This window comes from Abyssisolibacter fermentans (assembly GCF_001559865.1).
In the GTDB taxonomy this organism is placed as follows: domain Bacteria; phylum Bacillota; class Clostridia; order Tissierellales; family MCWD3; genus Abyssisolibacter; species Abyssisolibacter fermentans.
On sequence record NZ_LOHE01000002.1, the window covers coordinates 42,883 to 69,523 of the forward strand.

Here is a 26,641-nt window from a genome sequence, read left to right on the forward strand (position 1 = left end):
AGTTATTATGAAGATGTAATGTGTTACTTATAATAAAAGTTATTAAATAAAGGACTAAACTGAGGAGAATTTATAACCTCTAGTTAAGAAAAGCAAATTGTGCAAAATAATTAATAATACAAACTATTGTAGAATCACTTATCGTCTTTTATAATCTTTATTATATAAATAATAAAGTATACAAGAGGAGTATAATATGGATGAAAAAAATAAAATGTTGTACAAATTAGAGAAAGTTAACTTAGAGAATTTTGGAGAGGTAGAGAAATTATTTGATGATAAATTTTTTTTCCAAACATCATATCCAAGTATAGTACCTATTCAAGTATTAGAATTTTTTCTAATGAAATCAGTTGAAAGTTATATTTTAAGATATGGAGATAAAGTTATTGGACTAACATATTATAAAGTTGTTAATGATGTGAAAATTCAGTTTAAATTCATGACAATTGATAGTATTGATTTAGAAATAAAAAAGAATTTTTTTAATATATCAATAGAGTTTTTTAAAGAGAAATGTGAATTTTTAAAAAGGTTAGAAACAACTGTATTTGAATTTTCTAATAAAGAGATTGAATTTTATAATCAAATTGGATTGAAAAAAACTTTTGTAAGAATGAATGAAATATTATATAACCAAAAGCTATACAAAACTATTAAATATATGATAGATTTACCAGTATGTAAGGGGTGAATAGATGGGGAAATTAAGTATTAGGAGATATCAACATATACACAACTTGTTAGTTAATGAAGCGTTTAAACAAATAGAAGTTATAAAATTTAAAAATGTAAAAAATTTTTTAAAAGCTGATAGTGAAATTGAATTACAGCAACTCCCAAAATTATTGAATCAAACATTATTACCGATTAGTCTGTATGATGATGATTTATGTGCAGGTATATGCTGTCTACATGACATTGATTGGGAAAATAGGAATACTAAGGTCAAATTTATTTTTGATGAAAAATATAATGATTTAAGTAAAAAAAATTATATCAATGAGTACATAAAGTTGATTTGTAACTTTATTACAAGTCATTTTTACATAATAAAAATAGATGGAGTAGTAATAGATAATAATGAAATTATAGACAAAATAATAGATGATAACTTTTTCGTTCAAAACCATATAAAAGGAAATGGTGTTATATATGTTACGAGGTTTTTGAAAAAAAGTGAAAGTATTTAGATAATTTGATAATGAAAGAAAGTTATTCATTATTTTATTTATGGCAAAAAAAGAGGTGAATAAACGAAATGTGGGATTTTGATAAAGTTACTGAAAAAGAGCTAAGAGAAATTGTCAATTATTTTGATGAAGAAAAATTGTTTTACAAAACTAAGCGACCAGCAACTCTGAGAACTCTTGAAATAAAAAAATTATTAACAGGTACTGTAGGAATATTTGAAGATGGTAAAATAGTAGGTTTGGTTTCAGATAAATTAAGCGATCTTGACAGTAAAACTTTAGATGTTAATTTGAGTATAGTTGAGGATACAGATTATAAAAACAATGCAGAGAGGGTATTTGATTACTTAGTTAGCCGCGCAGAGGATAGACAATGTAAATATATAAAAATAACGATTTTTAGTTTTGATGAAAATACGAAAAAATTCCTTGAATTAATGAATTTCAAAAAAAATGCTACATTATATGGTTCTGTATACAAAGCGGGTAAATATCATAGCAAAGAAATATACATATATTGTTTAGGAGATAAAAAATATGATTAATTATAGAGGATGTACTTTGAAAAATATGAGAGTTGAAGATGTTGATAAAGTAGCTGAGTTATTAATGAAAGATTATGCTAAAGTAATGTTTTCAAATGAATTAATGAAATATCATAAATTTGAAGAAATTAAATCATTTCTAATAGATAGACTTAATCAGAGTAATAATAATTTATATTTTATAGGTTATTCTAGAAATAATAATATGATGGGTTATGCTTCAGTAATGAATGTTAATTGGGTTCAGGGTAATGCAGAGTTTAGTATTGTATTAAATGATAAATACAGAAATACAGGTAGTGGACAGATATTAGGGAAAATGGTTTTGGATATGTGTTTCAATGAATTAAATTTAATTAAAGTCAGTATATTAATTAAAGAGGAAAATATTAATCTATTAAGTAAGATAAATAATAAATTAAAACTACAAAAAGTTGAGAATATATCAAAAGATAATGTTGTTGAAACATATTATTTTGATGAAATATATAGATGTAATTAGGTATTTAATTAAGACGCATATTATAATATGGTCATAGTAATGCTAATTAATTAAATTTGAATTTTTAATTTGTTTCATATTAAGATGTGTTGTTTTCATAATATATTTATATGAATTTAAACATAGTTATTTTAGTATTAATATACTTGTAAAGTGAAACAAACTTTGATGAATGTTTGTTTTTTTGTAGTATATAAAAAACGTCAAATTTATCATATAAATTTACATAAGGTGGTGAGAGAAATCAAAGTAGAAACTTATGCTGTCAGACTTGACAAAAATTTTAATGAAAGTAAATTTCACAAGTTAATTAAGCATACAATGAGTGAAAAAAGTAGAATAAAAAAGTTTTGCAGCTATGAATGTGCACAAAGTACATTAATTGGTTGTATTTTGATTAGATATCTACTTTGTAAGAAACTTAACATTAGAAACAGCGAATTAAAGTTTAAAAAAAATGATTATGGGAAGCCATCATTAAGTATGATAGATAATATGCATTATAATATATCCCATTCAAGAGAATGGGTAGTGTGTGCGATTAATAATCTACCTGTAGGAATAGATGTTGAATATATTAATTCAACTGACTTAAAAATAGCTGAGAGATTTTTTTCTAGAATAGAGTATAATGATCTTATGTCTAAAAAAGAAGAAGAAAGAAAATTGTATTTTTACGAATTATGGACATTAAAAGAAAGTTACATTAAAGCTATTGGCAAAGGTTTGTCTATTAAATTAGATTCTTTTTATTTTAGAAGTAATAACGGCAATATAACAATGACAAATACTGACGAATACAATAATACTGATGATTTCTACTTTAAACAATATGATTTGGACAAAGAATATAAATTGGCTGTATGTGCTTGTAAAAATAGCTTTTCTGAAAATATAAGAATTATTAAAATTGATGAATTGTATGAAAGCGTAAATTATAGCAATATTTCATAAATTAGCGAATTAATTATGCTCTACAATATTGCTTTATTAAGGTGTATAATTTAATGTAGTGAAAACATAAATTTTGTGTTATATGAATGATACATCAATTAGGGAGTTGTCTTAGATTTAAATTTGATTACATGTACTTATGTATAAAATGATGGGGGGATTCTTTTGAAAATAAAAAAAGCTATAATACCAGCTGCTGGACTAGGTACAAGATTTTTACCAGCAACAAAAGCACAGCCTAAAGAAATGCTACCTATAGTAGATACACCTACTATTCAATATATAATTCAAGAAGCAGTTGAAGCTGGAATAAAAGATATTTTAATTATAACAGGAAGAAATAAACGAGCTATAGAAGATCATTTTGATAAAAGCATTGAATTGGAGATGGCTTTAAAACAAAAAGGAAAAACAGATGTATTGAAGATGGTACAAGATATATCCAATATGGCTAATATACACTATATTAGACAAAAAGAACCTAAAGGTTTAGGTCATGCTATTCATTGCGCAAAATCTTTTATTAAAGATGAACCATTTGCAGTACTATTAGGAGATGATGTAGTATGGTCACCTCAAAAACCATGTATAAAGCAACTTATTGAAGTATATGAAGAACATAACACGAGTATTATTGGAGTACAGCAAGTACCTCATGATCAGGTATATAAATATGGAATAATGGCAGGCAATAAAATAGAAAATAGGCTTTACAAAATAAACGATTTAGTTGAAAAACCTTCTGTGAATAATGCACCTTCTGATATAGCTATATTAGGCAGGTATATAATAACACCGGAAATCTTTGATATACTTGAGCATACTAAAGTGGGACAAGGTGGAGAAATACAATTAACTGATGCTTTAAGAACTTTAAGTAATATTAAAGACATTTATGCTTACGTTTTTGAAGGCAGAAGGTACGATGTCGGAAACATGATGGGATTTTTGTCTGCAATGGTTGAATTTGCTTTAAGAAAAGACAATATAAAAGAAGAATTTAAGGAATATTTAATAGATTTATTGAAAAATGAGGGCGTGTAAATAACGGACTGATCTAAAGAATATAAAATATGAGCAATAAATGAATTAAATATACATAGTTAGAAATGAAACAGGAATCTAAATTTTGTCGTCGACCCCCAATAGTGCAAAAAACCCTGGGGGTCGACGACATTAATAAATGGCTTAAAAAGAAGAAAGCATTAAAATTAGATGATTTTAGTACATGTTTACAAAAAATAAGAAAAATGTTACAATAAGGGAGAAATGGGTTTTTAGAGTATCTATAAGGAATTGAGATTATTCTAATTGCTAACAAAGCATATTACCTTGAATACTTCATACTTACATTATCTTTTCCAGTTTTGTCGCTTATCTTACAAAATAGTAGTGCGAATATAACAAACATTATTTGTATTTATTTGTTTACCATATGTGCATCATTATTATCAGTGATGTTATTTATGCTAATCAATTACAAAGAGTAATTAGAAAGGGAGTTAATATGAAATATAAAGGGAAAATAGGACTTTGGTGGTTTGTATTGATTATTTTATTTAATATTTTTATAGGTTATATTACCTATATAACTTATGTAAGTGGTAGTAGTACATGGGTATTAATACTGAACATAGCAATCGCATTGATTACTAATATTTTCATAATACCTTTTACCATCAATAATTATGTTACTCTGGAACTTGATAAGCTGATTATTCATTTTGGCTTTTTTAAGACTCATATTGCTTATAGTGATATCCTTTCACTAGAAGAAACTAAAAGTCCCATTGCTGGTAGTGCTTTATCTTTCGATAGAATCATGATCACAACCAAACAGAGCAAAGCCATCATTTCAATAAAGAATAAAAAACAATTTATTGAAGAGATAATAAAGCACAATACTAATGTTCAATATAAATAATCTTTTTCCAAACAAAGGGACGGTTCATCTGTTTGCGAAAAAATAGAAAAATTTAATAATATAAGAAATTAAATAGAATTTTTAAATAGTTAAAGGGGATGACTCAATCATGAGTATCCCCTTTAAGTTGTTGCAGAAATAAATTCTTTTTCGGAATAAGCTATTCCACCGAAGCATTAGTTATTTGGACTAAGAAATTCGTGGCTTTGAGGTAGTTTTTTATTTTTTCGCAATCACCAAAAATCTATGGCAGATAATATCAATATAATCTTCTTTTTCAATTATATTGTTAATATGAACTAAACGATCAAAATATTTATCTACAGTGAAATCTTCTATTTGCCAAGGTATACATTTTAAATAATAAGCTATTGCGCCAACATCATAAAATCTTGTTTTGGTTATGCATTCTTTATTTTTTAAAACTGTTAACCCGTTATTTTCAATATCAACTACAGCTTGTTTCATGCACCATTCATTATAAATACTTTGCTTTGCACCAAATAGTTCATTGAGATCAGAATCATTTAGACCGCCTACTTGTTGAGTGATGAATATTCCATCTTGTGATAATATTCTTTGCACTTCACTTGGATCGTAGGCTTCATGTTTGTTAATGATTAAATCAAATTTTGAATCTTTAAAAGGTAGTTTGCTGTCATCTTTAACTTCAAAAACTTCGATACCTAATGGATTCAGTCTATTTCTGGCTACTGGTATATTTGGTTGATAGCCTTCTGTTGCACATGTAGACTTTGGTAGCGGCTTTAATGATGAAAGAAATTCACCTCCACCTGTTCCCATGTCTAACATAGAAGAACTAGCTTTTAAATATTTATTTAATGCAATAGTATAGTTCCATGTCAAAGGGAATTCTTCCACTCTACCTGATAAATGACTAAAATCCCAACCTTCAAAGTTTGCTTCTACCTCAGCAATAAGTCTATTGTATAATTTTTCATTTTTTTTCATTTTTAATTCCTCCATAATAAATATTTTTATCCCTGACTATTTATATAACTCGCCATTGTGTGCTATATAATTTTCTATGAATAATCTGGGATTGTAGTTAATTAAATTTAATATATTTGGAGGACCTCTAATCTTATGTTACAACCCGTACAAAATATTATAAAAATACATTTTAAAACCCCTTAATATTAGTGTTTTATAGTAATTCTAACATAATTTTTTTTATTGTTCAATATAATTTTAGTTGAGACTTTGATTTTTAATATAATAGATTTTAGTTCACTGCTTAAAAGGATTATGATATAATTCATTGAATGTTAAAATTGTACATATTTAAATTAATAAACATAAATGATATATTAACAGTATACTGATAAATAATATTGTTAGTCCTGTGCTTTTTACATATAAATAAACTAAAAGGGGTAAAGAATATGGATTATAAATATCTTTTAGAATCAATATTGGAATACTTAGATGAAGGAGTATTAGTTGTAAATACAGAGGCTGATGTGACTTTTTATAATGAGCCAACAACTGATATTGCAGGTATTGAGCCAAAAGATGCTGTTGGCAAGAATATACTAGATATTTTTCCGGATTTAACACCTGAAACGAGTACTTTTTACTATGTACTCAAAAATAAAAGGCCGTTAATTAATTATGTACAAACTTACATGAATTATAGAGGTGAACAGGTTTCTACAGTTACGAGTACTATACCATTATATGAAAATGGTGAGATTTGTGGAGCGCTTGAGATATACAAAAGTCTTAATGATATGAAGAATTTATCAGAGAAAGTTCTTTTATTAAGAGAAGAATTATTCAAAAAGAATAAATTGAAAAATTATATTGGAAACGGCACAAAGTATACTTTAGATGATATATATGGTCAAAACAGTACTATACAGAATTTAAAAGCTAAAGTCAAAAAAATAGCAGACAGTAGTTCGCCAGTATTAATATATGGAGAAACAGGAACAGGTAAAGAGTTGTTTGTACAAGGGATGCATAATGCCAGTTTAACCAGAAAGCATAAACCATTTATTGCTCAAAATTGTGCCGCTATTCCAAGAGATTTGCTAGAAAGCTTAATATTCGGGACTAGTTTAGGTAGTTTTACAGGGGCTAAGGATAAACCTGGTTTATTTGAATTAGCTGATGGTGGGACTCTTTTCTTAGATGAAATAAGTTCTATGGATATGGAATTACAAGCGAAACTGTTAAGGGTTTTACAAGATGGAGTTGTTAGGAGAGTAGGTGGTGCTAAAACGATAACTGTAGATGTTAGGGTAGTTGCAGCTACCAATCAAGATCCTTTAATAGCAGTTAAAGATAAAACCTTGAGGGAGGATTTATTTTATAGATTAAATGTTATATCCTTAAAGCTTCCTCCACTACGAGAAAGAAAAGATGATATAGAACTGTTAACAAATAAGTTTATAAAGCTTTATAACAAAACGTTACACAAAAATGTAAAACATGTTACAAATGATTGTATAAAATGCTTAGTGAAATATAACTGGCCTGGGAATATTAGAGAACTAAAATACACTATTGAAAGTATTATGAATTTTACGGATAAAACACAGATTGACGTAGAAGATTTACCAATGCATATTATTAATTTAAATCATGTACAGAAAAATGACGATAAAGATAATATGCCATTATTGAAGGATGCTATGAATCAATATGAGAAAGAATTAATAGAAAAAGCAATTCATAGAGCTAAAGGAAATTATTCAAGGGCTGCTAGAATGTTAGGAGTACCAAGACAAACGTTATATAACAAAATAAACAAACATGGAATTGATGTGTAAAAAAAATGGGACAAAAACTGTCAAAAAAATGATACAAAAAATGAGATGTAAGAGCATAATAATAAGTCGTTTTAGCTTTGATAGCTACAACTACTTATTATTATGCTTGTTTTTTTGGAAAGAAATTTGGGTTAAATATTGGTATTATTTATGCATTATAAGTTATTAAAAAGCTCCAATAATAAAAATTACTAGGGGTGATGAAGTGAAAAATGGAGTTGTTTTTAACATTCAAAGATATTGTATTAATGATGGACCGGGGATAAGAACAACGATATTTTTTAAAGGTTGTCCTTTAAACTGCTGGTGGTGTCATAATCCAGAGAGTCAAAATGAAAAAAAAGCTATTATCTATAATAAAAATAAATGTATTCATTGCTATACATGCATAGACATGTGCGAAATGGATTGTATAACTAAAGAACTCAAAATAGATATGAATAGTTGTACTTTATGTGGTAAATGTACTCTTAACTGTCCTACAGAAGCTTTGGAGATGGTAGGCAAGCAAATGAATGTAGAAGAAATCATGAATGAGATTGTTAAAGATAAAGTTTTTTATGAAGAATCTGGCGGAGGGGTTACTTTTTCTGGAGGTGAACCTTTAATGCAAGCAGATTTTTTAGAGGAAGTTTTAAGCAGGTGTCATGATAAGGGGATTCATACAACAGTTGATACTTCTGGCTATTGTAGTTGGGAAGCTTTATTAAAAGTTAATAATAATGTAGATTTATTTTTGTATGATATCAAACATATGGATGAAAGTAAGCATAAAAAATTTACTGGAGTAAGTAATAAGCTGGTATTGAATAATTTAAAGAAATTATCAGCTTTAAACAAAGATATTTGGGTTCGTTTACCGATTATACCTACTGTAAATGATGATTATAAAAATTTATCAGATACTGGTGAGTTTTTGGAATCATTAGGGTTAAAGAATGTTTATATATTGCCTTACCACAACATGTTCATGGATAAATATAAAAGACTAGGCATGAGATATAAATTAAAAGATATTAAACCTCCATCCAAAGTAACTATGGAGAAAATAGCTTGTTATTTAGGAAAGTATCATTTAAATATTAATATCGGGGGATAGAATATGAATGAAAGAGTAAAAAAACTAAGAGAGCAAAGTTTATCATCAGTACCGTGTATTACTATTGAGAGAGCCAGAATTGTTACAGAGGCTTATAAAAAATATGAAGGTAAAGTTTCTGTTCCTGTTCTAAGAGCACTTACATTTAAATATCTGATGGAAAACAAGACTATTTGCATAAATGAAGATGAACTTATAGTAGGAGAAAGAGGAACAAAGCCACAAGCTACACCGACATATCCGGAATTATGCTGTCATACTGTAGAAGACTTAGAAGTTATGAATGATAGAAAAAAGATATCATTTAAAGTAAGCGACGAAGTAAAGAAAGTAGAACGTTTAGAAATCATGACGTTTTGGCAGAACAGATCAATGAGAGATCTAATATTTAATCAAATGAGTGATAAATGGAAGGCTTGTTATAATGCAGGCATATTCACAGAGTTCATGGAGCAGAGAGCGCCTGGACATACTGTTGCAGATGACAAGATATACAAAAAAGGATTTTTAGGTTTTAAAGATGATATTAACGAAAAACTCAAAGAACTAGATTATATAAATGATATAGATGCTTATGAAAAACAAGAACAATTAAAAGCTATGAGCATATGTTGTGATGCTCTAATAATATTTGCTAAACGTCATGCTGTATTAGCTAATGAGCTTGCAGGCAAAGAAAGCAATGAAAGAAGAAAACGAGAATTAGAGGAAATAACAAAGATATGTGATTACGTTCCAGCTAATCCACCTAGAACTTTTAGAGAAGCCCTACAAATGTATTGGTTTGTTCATTTGGGTGTAATTACAGAATTAAATACATGGGATTCATTTTGTCCGGGTAAATTAGATCAACATTTATATCCTTTTTATAAAAAGGATATAGAGCAAGGTACTTTAACCAGTGAAGCTGCAAAAGAGTTATTAGAGTGTTTTTGGATTAAGTTTAACAACCAGCCAGCTCCACCTAAAGTAGGCATAACTCTAGAGGAGAGCGGCACATATACTGATTTTTGTAATATAAATATTGGTGGAATAAAACCAGATGGCTCAGATGGAGTTAATGAAGTTTCATATTTATTACTTGAAATAATAAAAGAGATGAGACTTTTGCAGCCTAGTACTAATGTACAAATAAGTAGAAAAAATCCTGATGAGTTTATAATAAAGGCATGTGAAGTTATAAGGGAAGGAATGGGATTTCCTTCTGTATTTAATACAGATGCTGTTGTTAAAGAGTTAATCAGACAAGGTAAAAGTATTCAAGATGCAAGGTGTGGAGGAACTAGTGGTTGTGTAGAAGTAGGATGTTTTGGCAGAGAAGCCTATATATTGACTGGATATTTTAATCTAGTTAAAGTATTAGAAATTACACTAAATAATGGGTTAGATATAGGGACTGGAAGATTGATAGGTTTAGAGACAGGGAAAATAGATGAATTTAGTACACTAGATGAATTATTAGAAGCTTTTGAAAAACAGGTTAAATACTTTATTGATATAAAGATTAGAGGAAATAACATGATAGAAAAGCTTTATGCTAAATACATGCCAGCTCCTTTTATGTCTATTATTATTGATGATTGTATTAGCAAGGGTAAAGACTATAATGCTGGTGGTGCTAGGTATAATTCAAGATATATACAAGGTGTAGGAATAGGAACTATAACAGATTCTTTATCAGCTATTAAGTATCATGTGTTTGATAATAAAACTATAAAAATGAGTGATTTAATGACAGCTTTAAAGCAGGATTTTGTGGGTGATGAAAAATTAAGACAGATATTATTAAATAAAACACCAAAGTATGGTAATGACAATGATTATGCTGATGATTTAATGAAAAAGGTTTTTGATATTTTTTATAATGCAGTAGATGGTAGAAATACGATAAATGGAGGAACTTACAGAATAGAAATGCTTCCAACGACATGTCACGTTTATTTTGGTAGTGTAATAGGGGCTACTCCAGATGGAAGAAAGGCAAAAGTACCATTATCAGAAGGTATTTCTCCAGTTCAAGGTGCTGATAAGAATGGACCAACAGCTGTTATAAAATCGGCATCTAAAATGGATCAGCTTAGAACTGGAGGAGCATTATTAAATCAAAAATTCACACCACAAATATTGAGAGGGCAAAAAGGTCTTAGTAGAATGAAAGATTTAATACGTGTATATTTTAAATTAGATGGGCATCATCTTCAATTCAATGTTATTGATGCTGAAACGTTAAGAGATGCACAAAAATGTCCTGATAAATATAAAAATCTTATTGTACGTGTAGCGGGATATAGTGATTATTTTAATAATCTAAATAAAGCACTCCAAGATGAAATAATAACTAGAACTGAACATAAAGAGTTTTAACTTTTAAAACCGGGTGACTAACATTTTTTAGTCATCGGGTTGTTTTAAAATATTTTGTGTCCTTGGGTTGTATCAAAATGAGTGAAGTTCAAGGCATTTTTATATTAATTGAAACTCAGACTCATTCTTCCTCTGAGTAAGCGATTCATACTAAATCAAAGATTTAGGTTCTCTGCTTACAGATATGAGCGTACTATGATGTAGCTCACTACTCACTTCGCTCCTAGGAATAAGTGATTCACAAGAAATCATAGATTTCTGTTCTCTACTCATGATTAGTCGTGAAATATTTCATTAACGCAGAAATTTACCATTTTGAGACAACCCTTTTATTTTTCGTCCATAAATGGATACTTATAATCCTTAGCTGGATTAAAGGTTTCTTTTATAACCCTTGGGTTTGTCCATCTTAATAAATTCAATTTGCTGCCAGCTTTATCATTTGTTCCTGAAGCCCTTGAGCCTCCAAATGGTTGCTGTCCTACAACTGCTCCTGTAGGCTTGTCATTGATGTATAAATTACCCGCTGCATAGTAAAGTAGATTTCCCATTTTAATAATTGCATTTCTATCTTGAGAAAAAATAGACCCTGTTAATCCATAAGGCGTTGATTCATTACATAACTTAAGAGTTTCTTCGAGAGCATCATCCTTATAAACATATATAGTAAGTACTGGGCCGAAAATTTCTTCTGTTATTGTTTTGAAATTCGGATTAGTTGTTACTATGATAGTTGGTTTAACAAAATAACCAATACTATCATCACACTCTCCACCACATATTATTTCAGCTTCATCAGAAGCTTTCGCATAATCTATATATGATTTAATATTATCAAAGGATTTTTTATCTATTACAGCGCTCATGAAATTAGTGAAATCATCAATATCACCTATTTTAATGGTTGAAACTTCATCAATTAGTTTATTTTTTAAAATAGGCCATATGCTTTCAGGTATATAGGCACGAGATGCAGCTGAGCATTTTTGTCCTTGATATTCAAATGCACCTCTAATCAAAGCAATACTAAGAGCATCAATATCTGCTAGATTATGTGCAAATACAAAATCCTTACCTCCAGTTTCTCCTACAATTTTGGGATATGATCTATATTTAGAAATATTTTTACCAATAGACTGCCACATTGTATTAAATACACCAGTTGAGCCTGTGAAATGTACTCCTGCAAACCATTCGCTATCAAAAACAATGTTTCCAATTAAGCTTCCAGCTCCAGGTATAAAATTGATAACGCCATCTGGTAATCCTGCTTCCTGCAATAATTTCATAAATAAGTAATTAGAATATACTGCTGTATGAGATGGTTTCCAAAGTACTACGTTTCCCATCATAGCAGGGGATATACATAAATTCCCTCCTATGGCAGTGAAATTAAATGGTGTTACAGCGAAAACAAATCCTTCAAGACCTCTGTATTCTAATCTATTCCAAGTATTGATAGAAGAAGCAGTCTGATCGCTATAAATCTCAGACATAAAATAAGTGTTAAATCTTAAAAAGTCAATTAATTCGCAAGCTGAATCAATTTCTGCTTGATAGGCAGTTTTGCTTTGTCCAAGCATTGTAGCAGCATTTAAAGTATATCTCCATGGTCCTGCTAATAACTGAGCAGCTTTTAAAAATATTGATGCTCTATGCTCCCATGGCATTTTGTCCCATTCTTTTTTTGCTTTCATAGCAGCTTCAATTGCCATTTTTACTTCCTTTTCGCCTGCCATATGATATGTAGCAAGTACATGATTTTTATCATGTGGAATTACACATTGTCTTGTATTACCAGTTTTTATTTCTTTTCCCCCAATTATCAAAGGAATTTCAATTTCTTTTTGCTTTAATTCTTTGAGTTTATTCTTAAGTTCAATTCTTTTGGTACTTCCCTTTGCATATGAAAATACTGGTTCATTTTTTGGTTTTTCTAATTTAAAATAAGCATTAGACATAAAAAAATCCTCCTTTATAATAAACTTTAAAGTGATACACCAGTTGTCTATCAAAAAGAAGATAATATTTGAGCAATACAAATAAGGCTAAATACAATGGCTAATTTAAAAATGTTTAGAAAATATTTAAGCAAAGACAAGAAAATATAAACTACATATATTACGATATCTATAAATACAAATTAATAGCAAACAACTTATTTAACTAAACATCAATTTAGTCCTTATATTAGTCATACTCTATTATTATCTCTTCTTTCCACACTGGGAGGCACAATCATTTCTAATTGTACCCTATCGGTTTCAGAATCATGGACGTGTTGTCTTTAGATAGAGAAACTCGAAGAGAAGTATTTATTAAATTTTGTTAATATTTATTAATGTAGATGTGTAATTGTAACTTACTCAAGCTTTATTTACGATAATGCTTTAGAAATATTGTTCAAGATATGTTGTATAGTAATCTAGCTTACTCAAGTTAGTTACTTAGGATCTGTTTAAAACACATAAACATTATATATTTTTATTGCTACATATTCAATAACTTTTGAGAATATTTACAGTATAGATAAAAGAGCCCATATTTTAGTACGAAATTATCTGCCTGAATTTATTGTCTTGATAAAAATATATAAGAGTATGATACAAAACCTATTTTTATAAATTTCTATAGACCTATTGTTATAATATGTTATACTTAGATAAGTTACTTTGAGTATTATAAATAGAATAATATCAAATTAATAAGTTGAATTCTTAAAAACAATTAAAGAAAGGAATATATACAAAAGGGTGAAGAATGATAGAAAATCAAAAAGAATATTTTAATCAAACTTACAAGAAATGGACTAAAGATATATCAAATGAAAAATTAGAAATTATGAAAAAGTTAATATCAGATATAAATGTGAGTGAAGGTTCAGCTTTATTAGATGTAGGTGCAGGAACGGGAGTATTATATGTTGTATTAAAGGATATAAACTTAAAAAGATATCTAGCAATAGATATTTCTGAAAAAATGCTTGAGGAATTGAATAAAAAATTCCCTAATGTTGAGAACATATGTTGTGATTATGATAAGGAAATAAAATTAAATGAAACATTTGATTACATAATTATTTTTAATAGTATTCCTCATTTTAATAATTTAGATGTAGTATTTGATAAATCATATAAACATTTAAATAAAGGTGGAAAATTTGTCATTGCACATGCTAGAACTAGAGAAGGTTTAAGATTATATCGTCAAAAAATTGGATATCATGCTGACGAGGATGGAATACCAAATGATTTGACTATAAATAATTTATGTAAAAAATATAATTTTACCAATGTGATTATAGAGGATACTGAATTTTTCAGTTTTAGATGTGAGAAATAAATTGACTTTTTTTATGAATAAATAAAACAAAAAGATATTTACTTAAAAAAGTTGAACTTTTCAAATTTTCAGACTAATCTATAAAAAATAAAAAAAATCTATTGACTTTAGTAGGGATTTTGTTATAATCATAAACAATATATTTATTAAGCAGGGAACTAAAATATTGATTGAAGTGTTTACTGCTATATATGTACAATAGGAGGAATAAGAATGTTAGACATTAGAAAGACAAATACAAAACAATTTGAATTTAACTTTTTCTTTAACTTTTTCTGGGGCTTTTTTAACTTTTTTAGCGCTAGCTATTTGTTTTGTAAAAAAATCAAACAATTTCTTTCTAATGACATTTATATATATCAATATATTTAATAACATAAAATAAATATATTAAAAATTGATTATATGAAGAAGCTCATTAGAGCTTCTTTTTAAATATCAAAAAACATAAGAAGAAGTACTATAGCAACCAAATTACTTTAACAATATAATGCATTAAAGCATAAGGAGGATGAAAAAATGTTAATAGTTATAAAAAGCGAAGAAAAACAAGAAAATGTGAACAAAATCAAGAGGAAAATGAAAGAATTAGGATGTGAAATATGTGAGTTTAAAGGGCAGACTTATTATTTAATTGGTCTTGTTGGAGATACAAGTAATATTGATCCAGATTTACTTAATGCTAATGAAAATGTGGAAAAAATAATACATGTTCAAGAGCCATACAAAAAGGTTAATAGATTATTTCATCCAGAGGATACAATAATAGATATTTGCGGGCGAAAAATTGGACAAGGTCATTTTACTGTTATGGCAGGTCCATGTTCTGTAGAAAGTGAGGAACAAATTGTTTCCATTGCTAAGGAAGTAAAAAGTGCAGGAGCATCAATATTAAGAGGTGGAGCATTTAAACCTAGAACATCACCTTACAGCTTTCAAGGTATGGAATTAGATGGTCTAGAGCTTCTAAAGCTTGCAAAGAAAGAGACAGGTTTACCGATTGTTACTGAGCTTATGTCTCCAAAATACTTGGATAAATTTATTGATGATGTTGATATTATACAAATAGGTGCTAGAAATATGCAAAATTTTGATTTACTAAAAGAAGTAGGTATGACCAAAAAGGCTATATTACTTAAAAGAGGTATGTCAGCAACAATACAGGAGTTATTAATGGCAGCAGAGTATATTATGTCAGAGGGAAATGAAAATATTATTTTGTGCGAAAGAGGTATAAGAACGTTTGAAAAATATACAAGAAATACTTTAGATTTAAGTGCTATACCAGTTATTAAGAAACATAGTCATTTACCTGTAATAGTTGACCCAAGTCATGCTGGTGGATTATGGTGGTTAGTTGAGCCTCTAGCAAAGGCAGCATTAGCTGTTGGAGCTGATGGTTTGATGGTAGAAGTTCATAATGATCCTGCTAATGCAAAATGTGACGGTCAGCAGTCATTGAAACCTGAAAAATTTAAAACATTAATGAATAAATTGAATAAGATGCTTGAAATTGAGGATAAAAAAATAGGGTAAATAATAAACCAAGATTATTCATGGGGAGTTATATGAATAATCTTGGTTAAAGGAGAAATAACATGAGAGAAGTTTATGATATAGCGTATCAAGGGGTAGCAGGTTCTTTTGGAAATATTGCTGCATTAAAGTATACTCATAATAGTAGTAATGCATTAGCTTGTAAACATTTTTGTGATGTTTTTGATTCCCTTGAACAAGGAAAAGCAATATGTGGTATCTTACCTATTGAAAACTCAACTACTGGTGGTGTAGCTACTGTATATGATTTATTGATAAAGTATGGGTATTATATAATAGATGAAGTTTGTATAAAAATCGAACATAATCTTTTGGGTGTGAAGGGGACTAAGCTTGAAGATATTAGGTATGTTTATTCTCATCCGCAGGCTATAATGCAGAGTGAAGAATATTTGCAATCTAACAATTGGGATTTAATACCATATACAAATACTGCTGCCAGTGCAAAGTATATAAGTGAATGTAATGATAAGACTAAGGCTGCTGTTGCTAGTATAAAAGCTTCTGAGATTTATGATTTGGCAGTACTTTCATCTAATATTAATAGTAATAATTCAAATTATACTAGATTTATTGTGATAGGAAGTAATTTGGTTAGGAAAGTAAGTAATGACAAGATTAGTATAGTTGTATCTGTACCCCATAAAGCGGGAGCATTGTGCAATATATTAAAGCATTTTTCAGAAAACAGTATCAACTTGTTAAAGATTGAATCTAGACCTATAAAAGATAAACCATGGGAATATTTATTTCATATAGATTTTGAGGGCAATTTAAATAATAGTGTAGTAATAGATGCATTAAAAAATATTAAAGAAAACAGTTGTCATTATAAATTATTAGGAAACTATAAATCATACAATGGATAATTGGTATTATAAAAGCGTTATTTTCAAAGATTACTTGTAAATACTGGTCAAAAGAGTATAATAATATGTAGAGACAATGAATAATTGGCATAATTTATAAAAGAAAGGACGAAGTAATTTGAAAATAACTGTAGATATGATTGTTTTTTTAGCTCTCATTATTAGTGTTATAAGTTTTAGATTTGTAATAAGTTTAAAAGAAAAAAGAGCGTTTGTTAAGTCAATTAGAAGATCTAATGGTTTCTTAATTTTTATATCTTTAATATTCTTTTTTATAGCCTATAAGTATTTTAGAGGATACTTAAATTACAGAGCTAATATAGAAGATATTAAAAATGGTTCTGCTTATTTAATGAACACTTTTTTATGGTTAAGTATAGGAGTTTTTTGGATTTTAAGAGCTTTGGACAGGGATCACATCAATGAAAGAGGAATTAGTACTCAAGAAGGTAGTTTTGTATGGGATAGAATAGAAGATTGTAAATGGGGTTCTAAACAATCAAAAGATAAGAGAAAAGGTGTTTTAAGATATTATAATTTGACATTTACTACTAAGGTTACACAAGGTAAATTTAAGTTTTTGGGTGGCAAAAGTAGAAAAATAGTTATACAAATAGATGCAAAAGATAGAAAACGAGCTGAAGCTTATATCAAAGAAAAATTAGGAAAATAAAATTAAGGACCTGAATTGATATGATACTTCCAAGGTAGACAGTCTAACTAATTAAAAATAGACTATCTACTTGGAGGTATTTTTTATGGGAAGAATAGCTGTAAGCAAGAGTGTTTTAGATAACGAAGGGTCTGAAGGAAGCTGATAAAAATCTTTCGGAAAGAAAAATATACATTAATTCAGTAGCTAGAGTGATGATGAGGAAAAGCAAGAAGCATTAAAATGCATGAAATGTGATAAAAACTCAAGAGAACCATTGTATTTAAGATGATTTTTAAGTATGATGAAATACTTGGGAAAAGGAATGAATTAATATTGTGATTATTAAGTAAACAATTAATTTTCAAAAAAGCAGTTACTAAAAAAGCTGAAATCTATTCAAAATAGGCTCCAATGTGAGAATTAATTAATAATTAGTATAACAAATGGATAGAAATTCAAGATTTTAGCTTGTTTCTATCCGTTTTGTTATGCTAAGTTATCATTTTTTTGATTCAAGTTCTATTAGTTGTTGATGTTGTTCTCCCCAATTATGAAGTGCTTGTAAAACTGGACATAAAGTGGCACCGTATTCAGTGATGGAATATTCCACCTTTGGTGGTACAATATTATGAACTTCACGGTGAACTATTTGATCATTTTCAAGTTGTCTTAGTTGCTGTACCAACATCTTTTTAGTGATATTTGGAATAGATCTTAATAGTTCGTTAAATCTTTTTGGATCTTCTCGTAAATGCCAAAGGATTGTAAATTTCCATTTACCACCAATAACGCTTAGGGCTAAGCTTACATAGTCCTGATTATATCTATGCATATGAGTCTCCTTCTATTAATTAATAAGTAGTTTGAAATGGTGAATATTTAAAAATAGTCTTTATGTTTATACGCACATTTTATAGAGTTACCACGGTTCCCAAAATGTTAGTAGGTAACAAATAGGTGACTAGGTGACAATAAAGTGCGTAGTTGCTTTGTTTTAAAATTATGTTATCATTTTATTAAAACTAAGTCAATATGGAGGGAAAATATAATGAAAAAGTTTGATGTTGTTGTTTTAGGGAGTGGTCCAGCTGGTATAGAAGTATGCACAATACTCTCACAGTCCAATAAAAGAGTATGTTTGATTGAAGAGAATCCTAATGCATTTGGTGGTGTCTGCGTTAACAAAGGGTGTATGCCAACAAAACACTTAGTAAAGGTAGCTGAGGTTATTGAATCAGGAAAAAAAGCCCATGAATTTGGTGTGAAAATTTCATCTATAGAGCCTAATATGGAACAAATTCATAATATGAAAGAAATGTTGGTGAACAAGCTAGGTAGTATGCATCAAAAACATACTTCTGCTGAGATTATATTCGGACATGGACGTTTTGTTAGTAATGATGAAGTTGAAGTAATGCATACTGATGGTTCTATAGAACGCGTTACTGGTAATCAATTCGTTATTGCGACAGGGTCTCGACCTAGATTAATACCAGGTATTGAAATTGATGGTCAATATGTTTGCACTAGTGATGAATTACTAGATAATAATGTCATCCCTGAAAAATTACTAGTCGTTGGTGGTGGTGTGATTGGTCTTGAGTTTGCATCAATTTATAAAAGCTATGGTTCTGATGTAACCTTGATAGAAGCAGCACCTAGAGTAATGCCAAATGAAGATGTTGACACAAGCATGATGGTCCAAGACTTGTTTAGCAAAAGAGGGATTGGTATATATCCTGCTACAAGTATAGAAAAGGCAGAGGTAGGAGATGGTAAAGTTATTTGTACATTTACTGGGAGTTATTCTGATGGAGCTTCATTTGATAAAGTTCTAATAGGCGTAGGAAGACAACCAAATACTGATGATCTTGGACTAGAAAATACAGACATCGAGGTTGATAAAGGTTTTATTAAAGTAAATGATTATTTACAAACGAATGTACCACATATTTATGCAGCCGGTGATGTGGTTCCTACTCTCATGCTTGCACATACAGCTGCCTATGAAAGCATGATTATTACAACTAATATGATGCAGCCTGGAAGTATACCATACAATAACAAAGTTGCACCAAGAGTTGTATATACTAAACCAGAAATTGCTTCTGTAGGGCTAACAGAAGCAGAGGCTCATAAAGCATATGAAAAAATCAAAGTCATCAACTTTCCTATGGCTATGAATGGTAAGACAGTTATTGAACATGCTACTGAAGGCCGTATTAAACTTATATATAAATCAGATGATGGAGTAGTTCTTGGTGCAAGTATTGTAGGAAAGGGTGCAACAGAATTAATTCACGAATTAACACTGGCTGTGACTCATGGATTGACTATTAATGATTTAAAAAATACAGTTCATGCACATCCAACTTTATCAGAGAGCGTTTGGTTTGCAGTACTTAAAGGACAACCATTTAGTTCTACTCAAGAGTTTATGGCTAGTATGCCAAAGTAGAAAATTTGTTTGACTAGACACAGGAATTGCACTTATTGATAGAAAATGAGAATTAAAAAAGACAATTTGTATTTGCTAAGAAAGGGGTCAGTTTTTTTGATCTCTTTTTTTATTGTAGGTCATTTTTCGGAGAGAAATCGGATCAAAGCGAAGGGATTCGATGTCCGTGAGCTTTTAATAGTGCATGTTTAGTGAGGGATGAGTTTAAAAAATTCAATTTACTCTACTGAGTTAACTGTAAAATAAATAAGAAAAAAGTTATAATAAGGTTATAAGACTTTAATTAATATAAAGATATTAAATTATACAAAATAAAGTAAAATTATGACAGATCAAATTAAATTATGTGAAAGGAATGGTATGAGGATGGAAGAAATGCTTATCCATTTTATTAATCAAATAGCAAATCCAGTTTTACTAGTAAATGAAACTGGGGAAATAGTTGTAACAAACAAATCAGCTGAGAAAATAATACAACTTTGCAGTATGCCTGATCAACTCAAAGTCAATCATATAGACCCTCTATTTTCTAACAACATGTTAGGAACATCAAAATTTCATAATAGGACTTTAATTATTAAGAATATATCCTTTTCAGTTAATGTCTATAAATTGAATATTAGTAATAATGATTTAGCATTTCTGTATATTTTTGATCAAACATCCATGACGTCTTCGGTGTTAGATGAAGTAATTGAAAATATCAGTGAAAAGGTAGCAATATATGATGGTAATGGTGTATTTTTGAAAGGCAATAAGGAAGTAGAAAAATTAGTTGGTAGAAAACTAGATTCATATGTTGGTCAAAAAGTTCAGTCTGTTATTAATAAATTGGGAATATACAATGCTGTAACGCCAGAAGCAATCAAACAAAAGAAGATGGTTGAGCAAAAAGTTGCTTTTTCAAATGGAACCGTTATACACTGTAAAACAACTCCAATATTTAATTCTGGAAATGAATTGATAAAAGTTATCGAAGCAGCTAAAGATGTAACAGATATTGTAAACCTTAGGGAAGAATTAAGAGAAGTAGAAATTGTAAAAAATGAATATCTCAAGAAATTAAATAAGCTACAAAAGATGAATCATACAAAGAAAATAATTTTTGCTAGCACCCAAATTGAAGATGTACTTTATCTAGCTTCGAGGGTAGCAAATACAGATTCGTCAGTATTTATAACGGGAGAATCTGGGGTAGGTAAAGAAGAAATTGCTAAATATATACATCAAAATAGTATGAGATCAGAAATGCCTTTTGTTGCAATAAACTGTGCTGCTATACCATCTGAATTATTAGAATCTGAATTGTTCGGTTATGAAGAAGGAGCTTTCTCGGGAGCAAAAAAAGGTGGTAAAAAAGGATTATTTGAAATAGCAAATAGTGGTACTATCTTTCTTGATGAAATCGGAGAATTGCCATTGAAGATGCAAGGAAAACTTCTAAGGGTTATTCAAGAGAATAATATAAAAAGATTAGGAGGAAATGATTTAATTCCCATTGATATACGGTACATTTGCGCTACTAATTTAACAAAATCGCAATTGAAAAATGAAAAATTTTTCAGACAAGATTTGTATTATAGATTAAGCATAGTTCCAATCTGCGTTCCTCCACTAAAAGATAGAAAAGATGACATTTTACCATTAATAAATCACTTTTTGACTCAATTCAACCAAAAATACAATCGTAAAGTAAAAATAAATTCAGAGGCAATGATAAAACTATATAATTATCCTTGGCCAGGGAATGTAAGAGAACTTAAAAATGTTGTTGAACGAATTGTAATTCTAGCAAAGAAAAATGAGATTGAGACAAAGGACTTAGAAATAATATTGCATCTTGAGGATCAATTTAAATTAGAAAATACTAATACTGAAATACAAGTAAATGAATTAATGCCATTAGCAAAAGCTTATAGAATAGTTGATCAACAGTTAATAAGTCGAGCTATTTTTGAGCATGGCACAATAGTGAATGCTGCGAAGGCATTGAATGTAAATCCATCTACTATACACAGAAAACTCAAAAGAGACCGTGCTGATATTGAAGAATAGTCTATCCTTGCAAGAATGCAATGATTTTGCTTTTCCTTAAAGTCAAGCTATTCATTAATACTACACAATAATAGAGCATGAAAGCATTGAATATAGAGCTATATAATATACAGAAAACTAAAAAAAGGATTCATTAATATTTTAAAAGAGCTAATCCTTGCACAAATGCAATAAATAGTATTGCATCTGTGCAAGGATTTTGTTTGCATTTGGTTCTGAACGTTGAAATATCTAGCAATTTGTTTTGGCATGGAATTTGCTAATTAATATTAATGACAGTATATGAAATACAAATATTGAATTGGACTAGTGAAAGGGGAGAAAGTTAAAACTTTGTGAGAAAACGGTTTTTAAATGAAGCAAAAAAAGATTCAACAAAAAGGTGTAGAATTTTGCAAACACCTGATAAGTAAATTACATGAGATGATAGATAATGATGTTTTTGGTCCTATTATGCTGACAGGTTCAAGTTTGCATACTGCTGTTCTATGTGGACTGGGCTATATGGCATTATCTTTTGCAAAATTATCAAATATCATTTACTCAACAACAGGGTATGCTAGTTCACTACTATTAGTTCTAGTGATTATTAAAGATATAAAAAAGCAATAAACAAAAAGTGAAAAAAATTATATAAAAAAATGGAAGAGAGTGCGAATGAAAATGAATAATGTAGAATTATATCCTAGTTTTTTTAATGATGTTTTTGGACCGGTTATGATAGCCGGATCCAGTTCGCATTTAGCAGGTCCTCAGAGATTAGGTTTAGCAACAAATGCGTTAACTGAGGGTAAAAAAATTACAAAAATAGAAGTTATAATGGACTCAGAAGGATCTTTTGCCGGAACATTTGGGATTATGAGTGAAGATATTGGGATGCTTGCAGGTGGTCTTGGGATGCCTGTAGACGATCTGAAAAGAAATGATTGTCACCACATCGCCAAAGAGCAAGAAGTTGAGGTAAAATTCACCAAAGGAGTGATGAAAGAATCTGATCACTTGAATTCAATGAAGTTTGAAATTACTACATCTGATGGAAAGGTTCATAGTGTTGTTGGTGATTCAATCGGTGGTGGTATGATTCAGACTAAAAAGATTATGGGCTTTGATTACATTTATAATGGGGAATCTAATTTATTGATCCTCGTAAAAGAGTCTCATGATTCTAATTTCATGGACAAAGTGAAAACTTACCTGGATGGAGTTTTGGAGTGTCGTTCAAGTTCTAATGAAAGTGGAACGGCTTATTTCTTTAAAGCTGAAATTATTCCACCAATAGAAGAAATAAAGAAGAATTATCCAGAGTGCAAGGTATATCTTATTCCTTATCTGTTACCTACGCCTCTTACCGTACGCGTTAAGCCTCAGCTGTTTAAAACGGGAACTGAATGGGTTAAGTTATGTAAAGAGACTAATAAACCTATGCATGAAGTAGCTATAGACTACCAAATTGCTGCATCTGGTATGAGCAGGGATGAAATAATTGAAAAGATGCGCTATTTATCTCGATTAATGATTCGTCAGGTTGAGTGTATGGCCCAGGAAGATTTTGGCAATTACTACCACTGTTATGGATTTAGTACTGATTTATATGATAGACTGACTAATTGGCAGAAGGAAAACTCTCATCTTCCTGAAATGATGAGAAACGCAGTTAAGCATTATTTTTCAGTATTGTCAATGGCTCCTGGAGTTCTGAATGTACCTGGTCCACATGGTGCTGGCGGTGGAGTGGTTATGTCTTCTCTTCGAGCAGCTCAGTTAGAGTACGGATTTAGTGAAGACAAACTCATTGAAGGTTTGCTAGTTGCAGCTGGATACGGTGTTATCGCCTATGATAGAACGGAACCGACTGGTGAAGTAATCGGTTGTGCTGGTGAACAAGGGTTAGCTCTCGTTTTTGCTACTGCTGCTTTAACACATATCTTAGGAGGCACTCCTGAAGCTGTAGAAAGTGCAGCTGCACAAGCTATGCAAGTTTCTATCGGTTGGCCTTGCGATCCTGCTACTGGAGCGAACGGAGAACCATGTTTAGCTCGAGGGATGACAGCGGTGACTACACCTTTTGTGTTCTCTGAATTGGCGAAAGCTGGTATTATTTCACCTTTCCCTTTCCATGAGATGTTAGATGTTGTGGTTGATGTTTCTAAGAATTATGGTCCAGAACTATTATGTACAAGCAGAGGGGGTTGTGCTGCTTGTCCTACAGCCATAAAGTTAAAAAAACAGATAGGTTTATAAAAGCAAATCAAAATACTAATCCTTTAAACAGGTGATAATAGGTGGAATATTAGTAAAGACTTAGAGATAGCATGTGAGTTAGGAAGAGAATGTATTGATAAGAAAAGAATTAATTAGATTACATTAATAGGAGGATAAGAATATGATTAAACATTACAAACCATCAGGAAGATATAGCGTTGCTACAATTCATAACGGAGTAGCTTATCTATGCGGACATTATGCTTCAGATTTAAGCAAAGATATCAAAGGACAAACAGAGGAGGCTCTGGATTCGATAGACAAGAGTTTATTGGAAATAGGTACAGACAAATCTAAGATGCTTTCAGTAATGATTCATCTAAAGACGATGGATGATTATGCTGAAATGAATTCAGTCTATGACAATTGGGTAGCTAAGTTGCCCCCAGCAAGGACTTGTGTCGTAGGCGAAATGTTTTCCAATGATTGTTTAATAGAGGTGACAGTTACTGCAGTGGTCTAGATGCTTCGGCTCTCGGTTTGAGGAGTCAATTTTTTAAAGTTTCATTTATTTTTGATGAAATGAATGAATTATATGCAAGTTATTGTAAACAATATTATCCAGCACTTTAGGTGTTGAGATAGATAAAATTGCAGTTATCAAATAACTTAAAATGGGAGGTAGTAAAAATGAAAAAAAGTGTCATTAAAGGTAGAGTGATTGATGCAACAGGAAGTGAGCCAATCGAAAATGGAGTTGTAGTAATTGAAGGAAATAAAATTATCCAAGTAGGTTCAGAAGAATCTATAGAGTTTCCTAAAGATGCTGAGATTATTGAAATTGAAGAAGGCACTATAATGCCGGGTCTTATTGATGCTCATGTTCACATAGGTTTAGGTACTGATGATGTAAGAAGAATGTATGATAAATCTATGCCAGAAAAAACATGTATTGCAATAAAAGAATTAGAGGCGTGCATAGATGCTGGCTTTACTTCTGTTAGAGAAGTTGGTGGTTTTCTTAATACCATAAAAACTTCTTTAGAAATGCTTGAGTATAAGGCACCACGTATAGCTTCAAGTGGACGTTTTATAACTCAAACTAATGGTCATGCTGATATGTATAAACGTTTCCCGTTAGAAATGCAAGAGTCAACAGGTATAGGTATTATTGCAGATGGTGTAGATGAATGTATAAAAGCTGCAAGGCTTCAGTTTAGAGAAGGAGCAGATTTTCTGAAAATTGGTACAACTGGTGGAGGAACATCACAGGGTGACAAACTTAGTAGTTGTGAATATACAATGGAAGAAATTAAAGCACTTGTTCAAGAAGCTAAAAACAATGGTACTTATGTTGCCAGCCATGCTCATACTATTACTGGAATAAAAAATGCAATTAGAGGTGGTGTGAAAAGTATTGAGCACTGCACAATGGTAGATGATGAAGCTATCCAAATGCTTTTAGATAATGATTGCTATTTTGTACCTACGTTGTCAGTTGGACAGTCTTACTTAGATGGACTGGATTCTATGCCATTATTTGTACAAGAAAAAGTGGCACAATTAGGTGATCCAGAAAGAGGGTTAAACATGTGTGAATTTGCAGGTGAAAGATATGCTAAAGCTTTTAGAGCAGGAGTAAAGATGGGTCTAGGCAGTGATTTGCTAGGGGATCCAAAACTTCCATATGGTAAAAACGCTAGAGAGTTTGAACTTTTGGTACAATATCTCGGTATTACTCCTATGGAAGCAATTATAGTAGGAACAAAAAATAACTCAGAGCTTATGATGATGGAAGATAAAATCGGAACTCTTGAAGAAGGTAAGCTAGCAGATGTGATTGTTGTTAAAGGTAATCCACTAGAAGATATTAGTCTTTTAACTAATTCTGACAATATCAAAATTGTAATAAAAGACGGAAAAATCCAAAAGAATATAGCATAAGATTAACAGCAGTAGGGATGATTTGGGTAGGACTTTAGTAATTGGTGATAATTCTACCCAAATTTTAATTACAATGATAAATATCCATACTTATATATCGCGATAGATTAAAAAATAGAGTAATTGATAACTGGAATTATATTTATATTAGCATATTTAAACTTAAATTTACGTAAGAAG

General features: G+C 30.0%; 23 protein-coding genes and 1 riboswitch. Of the genes, 20 read left to right on the plus strand and 3 right to left on the minus strand.

The features are described 5' to 3' along the window. The first annotated feature begins 196 nt into the window (after nucleotides 1–196). From AYC61_RS00345 to AYC61_RS00375, 7 genes are all read left to right on the plus strand, one after another. Nucleotides 197–694, plus strand: coding sequence for a hypothetical protein (locus AYC61_RS00345; RefSeq protein WP_066495049.1), 498 nt, complete (start codon nucleotides 197–199; stop codon nucleotides 692–694). 4 nt (nucleotides 695–698) lie between these two features. After that, nucleotides 699–1,193 (plus strand): hypothetical protein, encoded by a 495-nt coding sequence (locus AYC61_RS00350; RefSeq protein WP_066495052.1) that lies wholly within the window; start codon nucleotides 699–701, stop codon nucleotides 1,191–1,193. Between the two features lie 68 nt (nucleotides 1,194–1,261). After that, the gene (locus AYC61_RS00355; protein ID WP_066495055.1) at nucleotides 1,262–1,738 is read left to right on the plus strand and encodes a hypothetical protein; all 477 of its coding nucleotides are present in this window, start codon (nucleotides 1,262–1,264) and stop codon (nucleotides 1,736–1,738) included. Continuing rightward, complete coding sequence (locus AYC61_RS00360; RefSeq protein ID WP_066495058.1) at nucleotides 1,731–2,240, plus strand: GNAT family N-acetyltransferase; 510 nt, start codon at nucleotides 1,731–1,733, stop codon at nucleotides 2,238–2,240. Before AYC61_RS00355 ends, AYC61_RS00360 begins: the two co-directional genes overlap by 8 nt. 234 nt (nucleotides 2,241–2,474) lie before the next feature. Continuing rightward, entirely contained in the window at nucleotides 2,475–3,194 is a 720-nt protein-coding gene (locus AYC61_RS00365; protein ID WP_242866716.1) for a 4'-phosphopantetheinyl transferase family protein, read from the plus strand. Nucleotides 3,195–3,359: 165 nt separating this feature from the next. Then, nucleotides 3,360–4,238 carry a UTP--glucose-1-phosphate uridylyltransferase GalU gene (gene galU, locus AYC61_RS00370; RefSeq protein WP_066495070.1) on the plus strand — a complete coding sequence of 293 codons (879 nt, stop codon included), beginning with the start codon at nucleotides 3,360–3,362 and terminating at the stop codon, nucleotides 4,236–4,238. 463 nt (nucleotides 4,239–4,701) lie between these two features. Next, nucleotides 4,702–5,118 carry a PH domain-containing protein gene (locus AYC61_RS00375; protein WP_066495071.1) on the plus strand — a complete coding sequence of 139 codons (417 nt, stop codon included), beginning with the start codon at nucleotides 4,702–4,704 and terminating at the stop codon, nucleotides 5,116–5,118. Between the two features lie 219 nt (nucleotides 5,119–5,337). Here AYC61_RS00375 and AYC61_RS00380 read toward each other — a convergent pair whose 3' ends face one another. Continuing rightward, a complete protein-coding gene (locus AYC61_RS00380) occupies nucleotides 5,338–6,090 on the minus strand; it encodes a methyltransferase domain-containing protein (RefSeq protein ID WP_066495078.1) in 753 nt (250 codons plus the stop codon). Nucleotides 6,091–6,524: 434 nt separating this feature from the next. Here AYC61_RS00380 and AYC61_RS00385 point away from each other — a divergent pair, with 434 nt between their 5' ends. The 3 genes from AYC61_RS00385 (at nucleotide 6,525) to hypD (ending at nucleotide 11,379) form a co-directional block, all read left to right on the plus strand. Next, the gene (locus tag AYC61_RS00385) at nucleotides 6,525–7,916 is read left to right on the plus strand and encodes a sigma-54 interaction domain-containing protein (protein WP_066495080.1); all 1,392 of its coding nucleotides are present in this window, start codon (nucleotides 6,525–6,527) and stop codon (nucleotides 7,914–7,916) included. Between the two features lie 205 nt (nucleotides 7,917–8,121). Continuing rightward, nucleotides 8,122–9,015: a glycyl-radical enzyme activating protein gene (locus AYC61_RS00390; protein WP_066495083.1), complete on the plus strand. Its 894-nt coding sequence runs from the start codon at nucleotides 8,122–8,124 to the stop codon at nucleotides 9,013–9,015. Nucleotides 9,016–9,018: 3 nt separating this feature from the next. Continuing rightward, on the plus strand, nucleotides 9,019–11,379 hold the full coding sequence (gene hypD / locus AYC61_RS00395; RefSeq protein WP_066495085.1) for a trans-4-hydroxy-L-proline dehydratase: 2,361 nt from the start codon (nucleotides 9,019–9,021) through the stop codon (nucleotides 11,377–11,379). Between the two features lie 329 nt (nucleotides 11,380–11,708). Here the strand turns inward: hypD and pruA are convergent, their stop codons facing one another. Then, nucleotides 11,709–13,340 carry an L-glutamate gamma-semialdehyde dehydrogenase gene (pruA, locus tag AYC61_RS00400; RefSeq protein WP_066495088.1) on the minus strand — a complete coding sequence of 544 codons (1,632 nt, stop codon included), beginning with the start codon at nucleotides 13,338–13,340 and terminating at the stop codon, nucleotides 11,709–11,711. Nucleotides 13,341–13,576: 236 nt separating this feature from the next. After that, nucleotides 13,577–13,698, minus strand: a riboswitch (molybdenum cofactor riboswitch). A 441-nt stretch (nucleotides 13,699–14,139) separates the two neighbouring features. Between pruA and AYC61_RS00405 the strand changes: the two genes are divergently transcribed. From AYC61_RS00405 to AYC61_RS00420, 4 genes are all read left to right on the plus strand, one after another. Further along, on the plus strand, nucleotides 14,140–14,721 hold the full coding sequence (locus tag AYC61_RS00405) for a class I SAM-dependent DNA methyltransferase (RefSeq protein ID WP_066495092.1): 582 nt from the start codon (nucleotides 14,140–14,142) through the stop codon (nucleotides 14,719–14,721). A 519-nt stretch (nucleotides 14,722–15,240) separates the two neighbouring features. Continuing rightward, nucleotides 15,241–16,257 carry a 3-deoxy-7-phosphoheptulonate synthase gene (gene aroF / locus AYC61_RS00410; protein WP_066495099.1) on the plus strand — a complete coding sequence of 339 codons (1,017 nt, stop codon included), beginning with the start codon at nucleotides 15,241–15,243 and terminating at the stop codon, nucleotides 16,255–16,257. A 62-nt stretch (nucleotides 16,258–16,319) separates the two neighbouring features. Further along, the gene (gene pheA, locus AYC61_RS00415) at nucleotides 16,320–17,147 is read left to right on the plus strand and encodes a prephenate dehydratase (RefSeq protein WP_066495101.1); all 828 of its coding nucleotides are present in this window, start codon (nucleotides 16,320–16,322) and stop codon (nucleotides 17,145–17,147) included. Between the two features lie 118 nt (nucleotides 17,148–17,265). Further along, complete coding sequence (locus tag AYC61_RS00420) at nucleotides 17,266–17,820, plus strand: hypothetical protein (RefSeq protein WP_066495109.1); 555 nt, start codon at nucleotides 17,266–17,268, stop codon at nucleotides 17,818–17,820. Between the two features lie 481 nt (nucleotides 17,821–18,301). Here AYC61_RS00420 and AYC61_RS00425 read toward each other — a convergent pair whose 3' ends face one another. Next, complete coding sequence (locus tag AYC61_RS00425) at nucleotides 18,302–18,634, minus strand: winged helix-turn-helix transcriptional regulator (protein WP_066495121.1); 333 nt, start codon at nucleotides 18,632–18,634, stop codon at nucleotides 18,302–18,304. Nucleotides 18,635–18,850: 216 nt separating this feature from the next. Here AYC61_RS00425 and lpdA point away from each other — a divergent pair, with 216 nt between their 5' ends. From lpdA to AYC61_RS00455, 6 genes are all read left to right on the plus strand, one after another. Continuing rightward, complete coding sequence (lpdA, locus tag AYC61_RS00430) at nucleotides 18,851–20,260, plus strand: dihydrolipoyl dehydrogenase (protein WP_066495123.1); 1,410 nt, start codon at nucleotides 18,851–18,853, stop codon at nucleotides 20,258–20,260. Between the two features lie 324 nt (nucleotides 20,261–20,584). Next, nucleotides 20,585–22,315, plus strand: coding sequence for a sigma-54 interaction domain-containing protein (locus AYC61_RS00435; protein WP_082759706.1), 1,731 nt, complete (start codon nucleotides 20,585–20,587; stop codon nucleotides 22,313–22,315). Nucleotides 22,316–22,669: 354 nt separating this feature from the next. Then, nucleotides 22,670–22,927 carry a hypothetical protein gene (locus tag AYC61_RS00440; RefSeq protein ID WP_066495130.1) on the plus strand — a complete coding sequence of 86 codons (258 nt, stop codon included), beginning with the start codon at nucleotides 22,670–22,672 and terminating at the stop codon, nucleotides 22,925–22,927. Nucleotides 22,928–22,972: 45 nt separating this feature from the next. Then, complete coding sequence (locus AYC61_RS00445; protein WP_066495135.1) at nucleotides 22,973–24,556, plus strand: L-serine ammonia-lyase, iron-sulfur-dependent, subunit alpha; 1,584 nt, start codon at nucleotides 22,973–22,975, stop codon at nucleotides 24,554–24,556. A gap of 142 nt (nucleotides 24,557–24,698) precedes the next feature. Next, on the plus strand, nucleotides 24,699–25,040 hold the full coding sequence (locus AYC61_RS00450) for a RidA family protein (RefSeq protein ID WP_066495156.1): 342 nt from the start codon (nucleotides 24,699–24,701) through the stop codon (nucleotides 25,038–25,040). Between the two features lie 167 nt (nucleotides 25,041–25,207). Then, complete coding sequence (locus tag AYC61_RS00455; RefSeq protein ID WP_066495163.1) at nucleotides 25,208–26,461, plus strand: metal-dependent hydrolase family protein; 1,254 nt, start codon at nucleotides 25,208–25,210, stop codon at nucleotides 26,459–26,461. The last annotated feature ends 180 nt before the right edge of the window (nucleotides 26,462–26,641 follow it).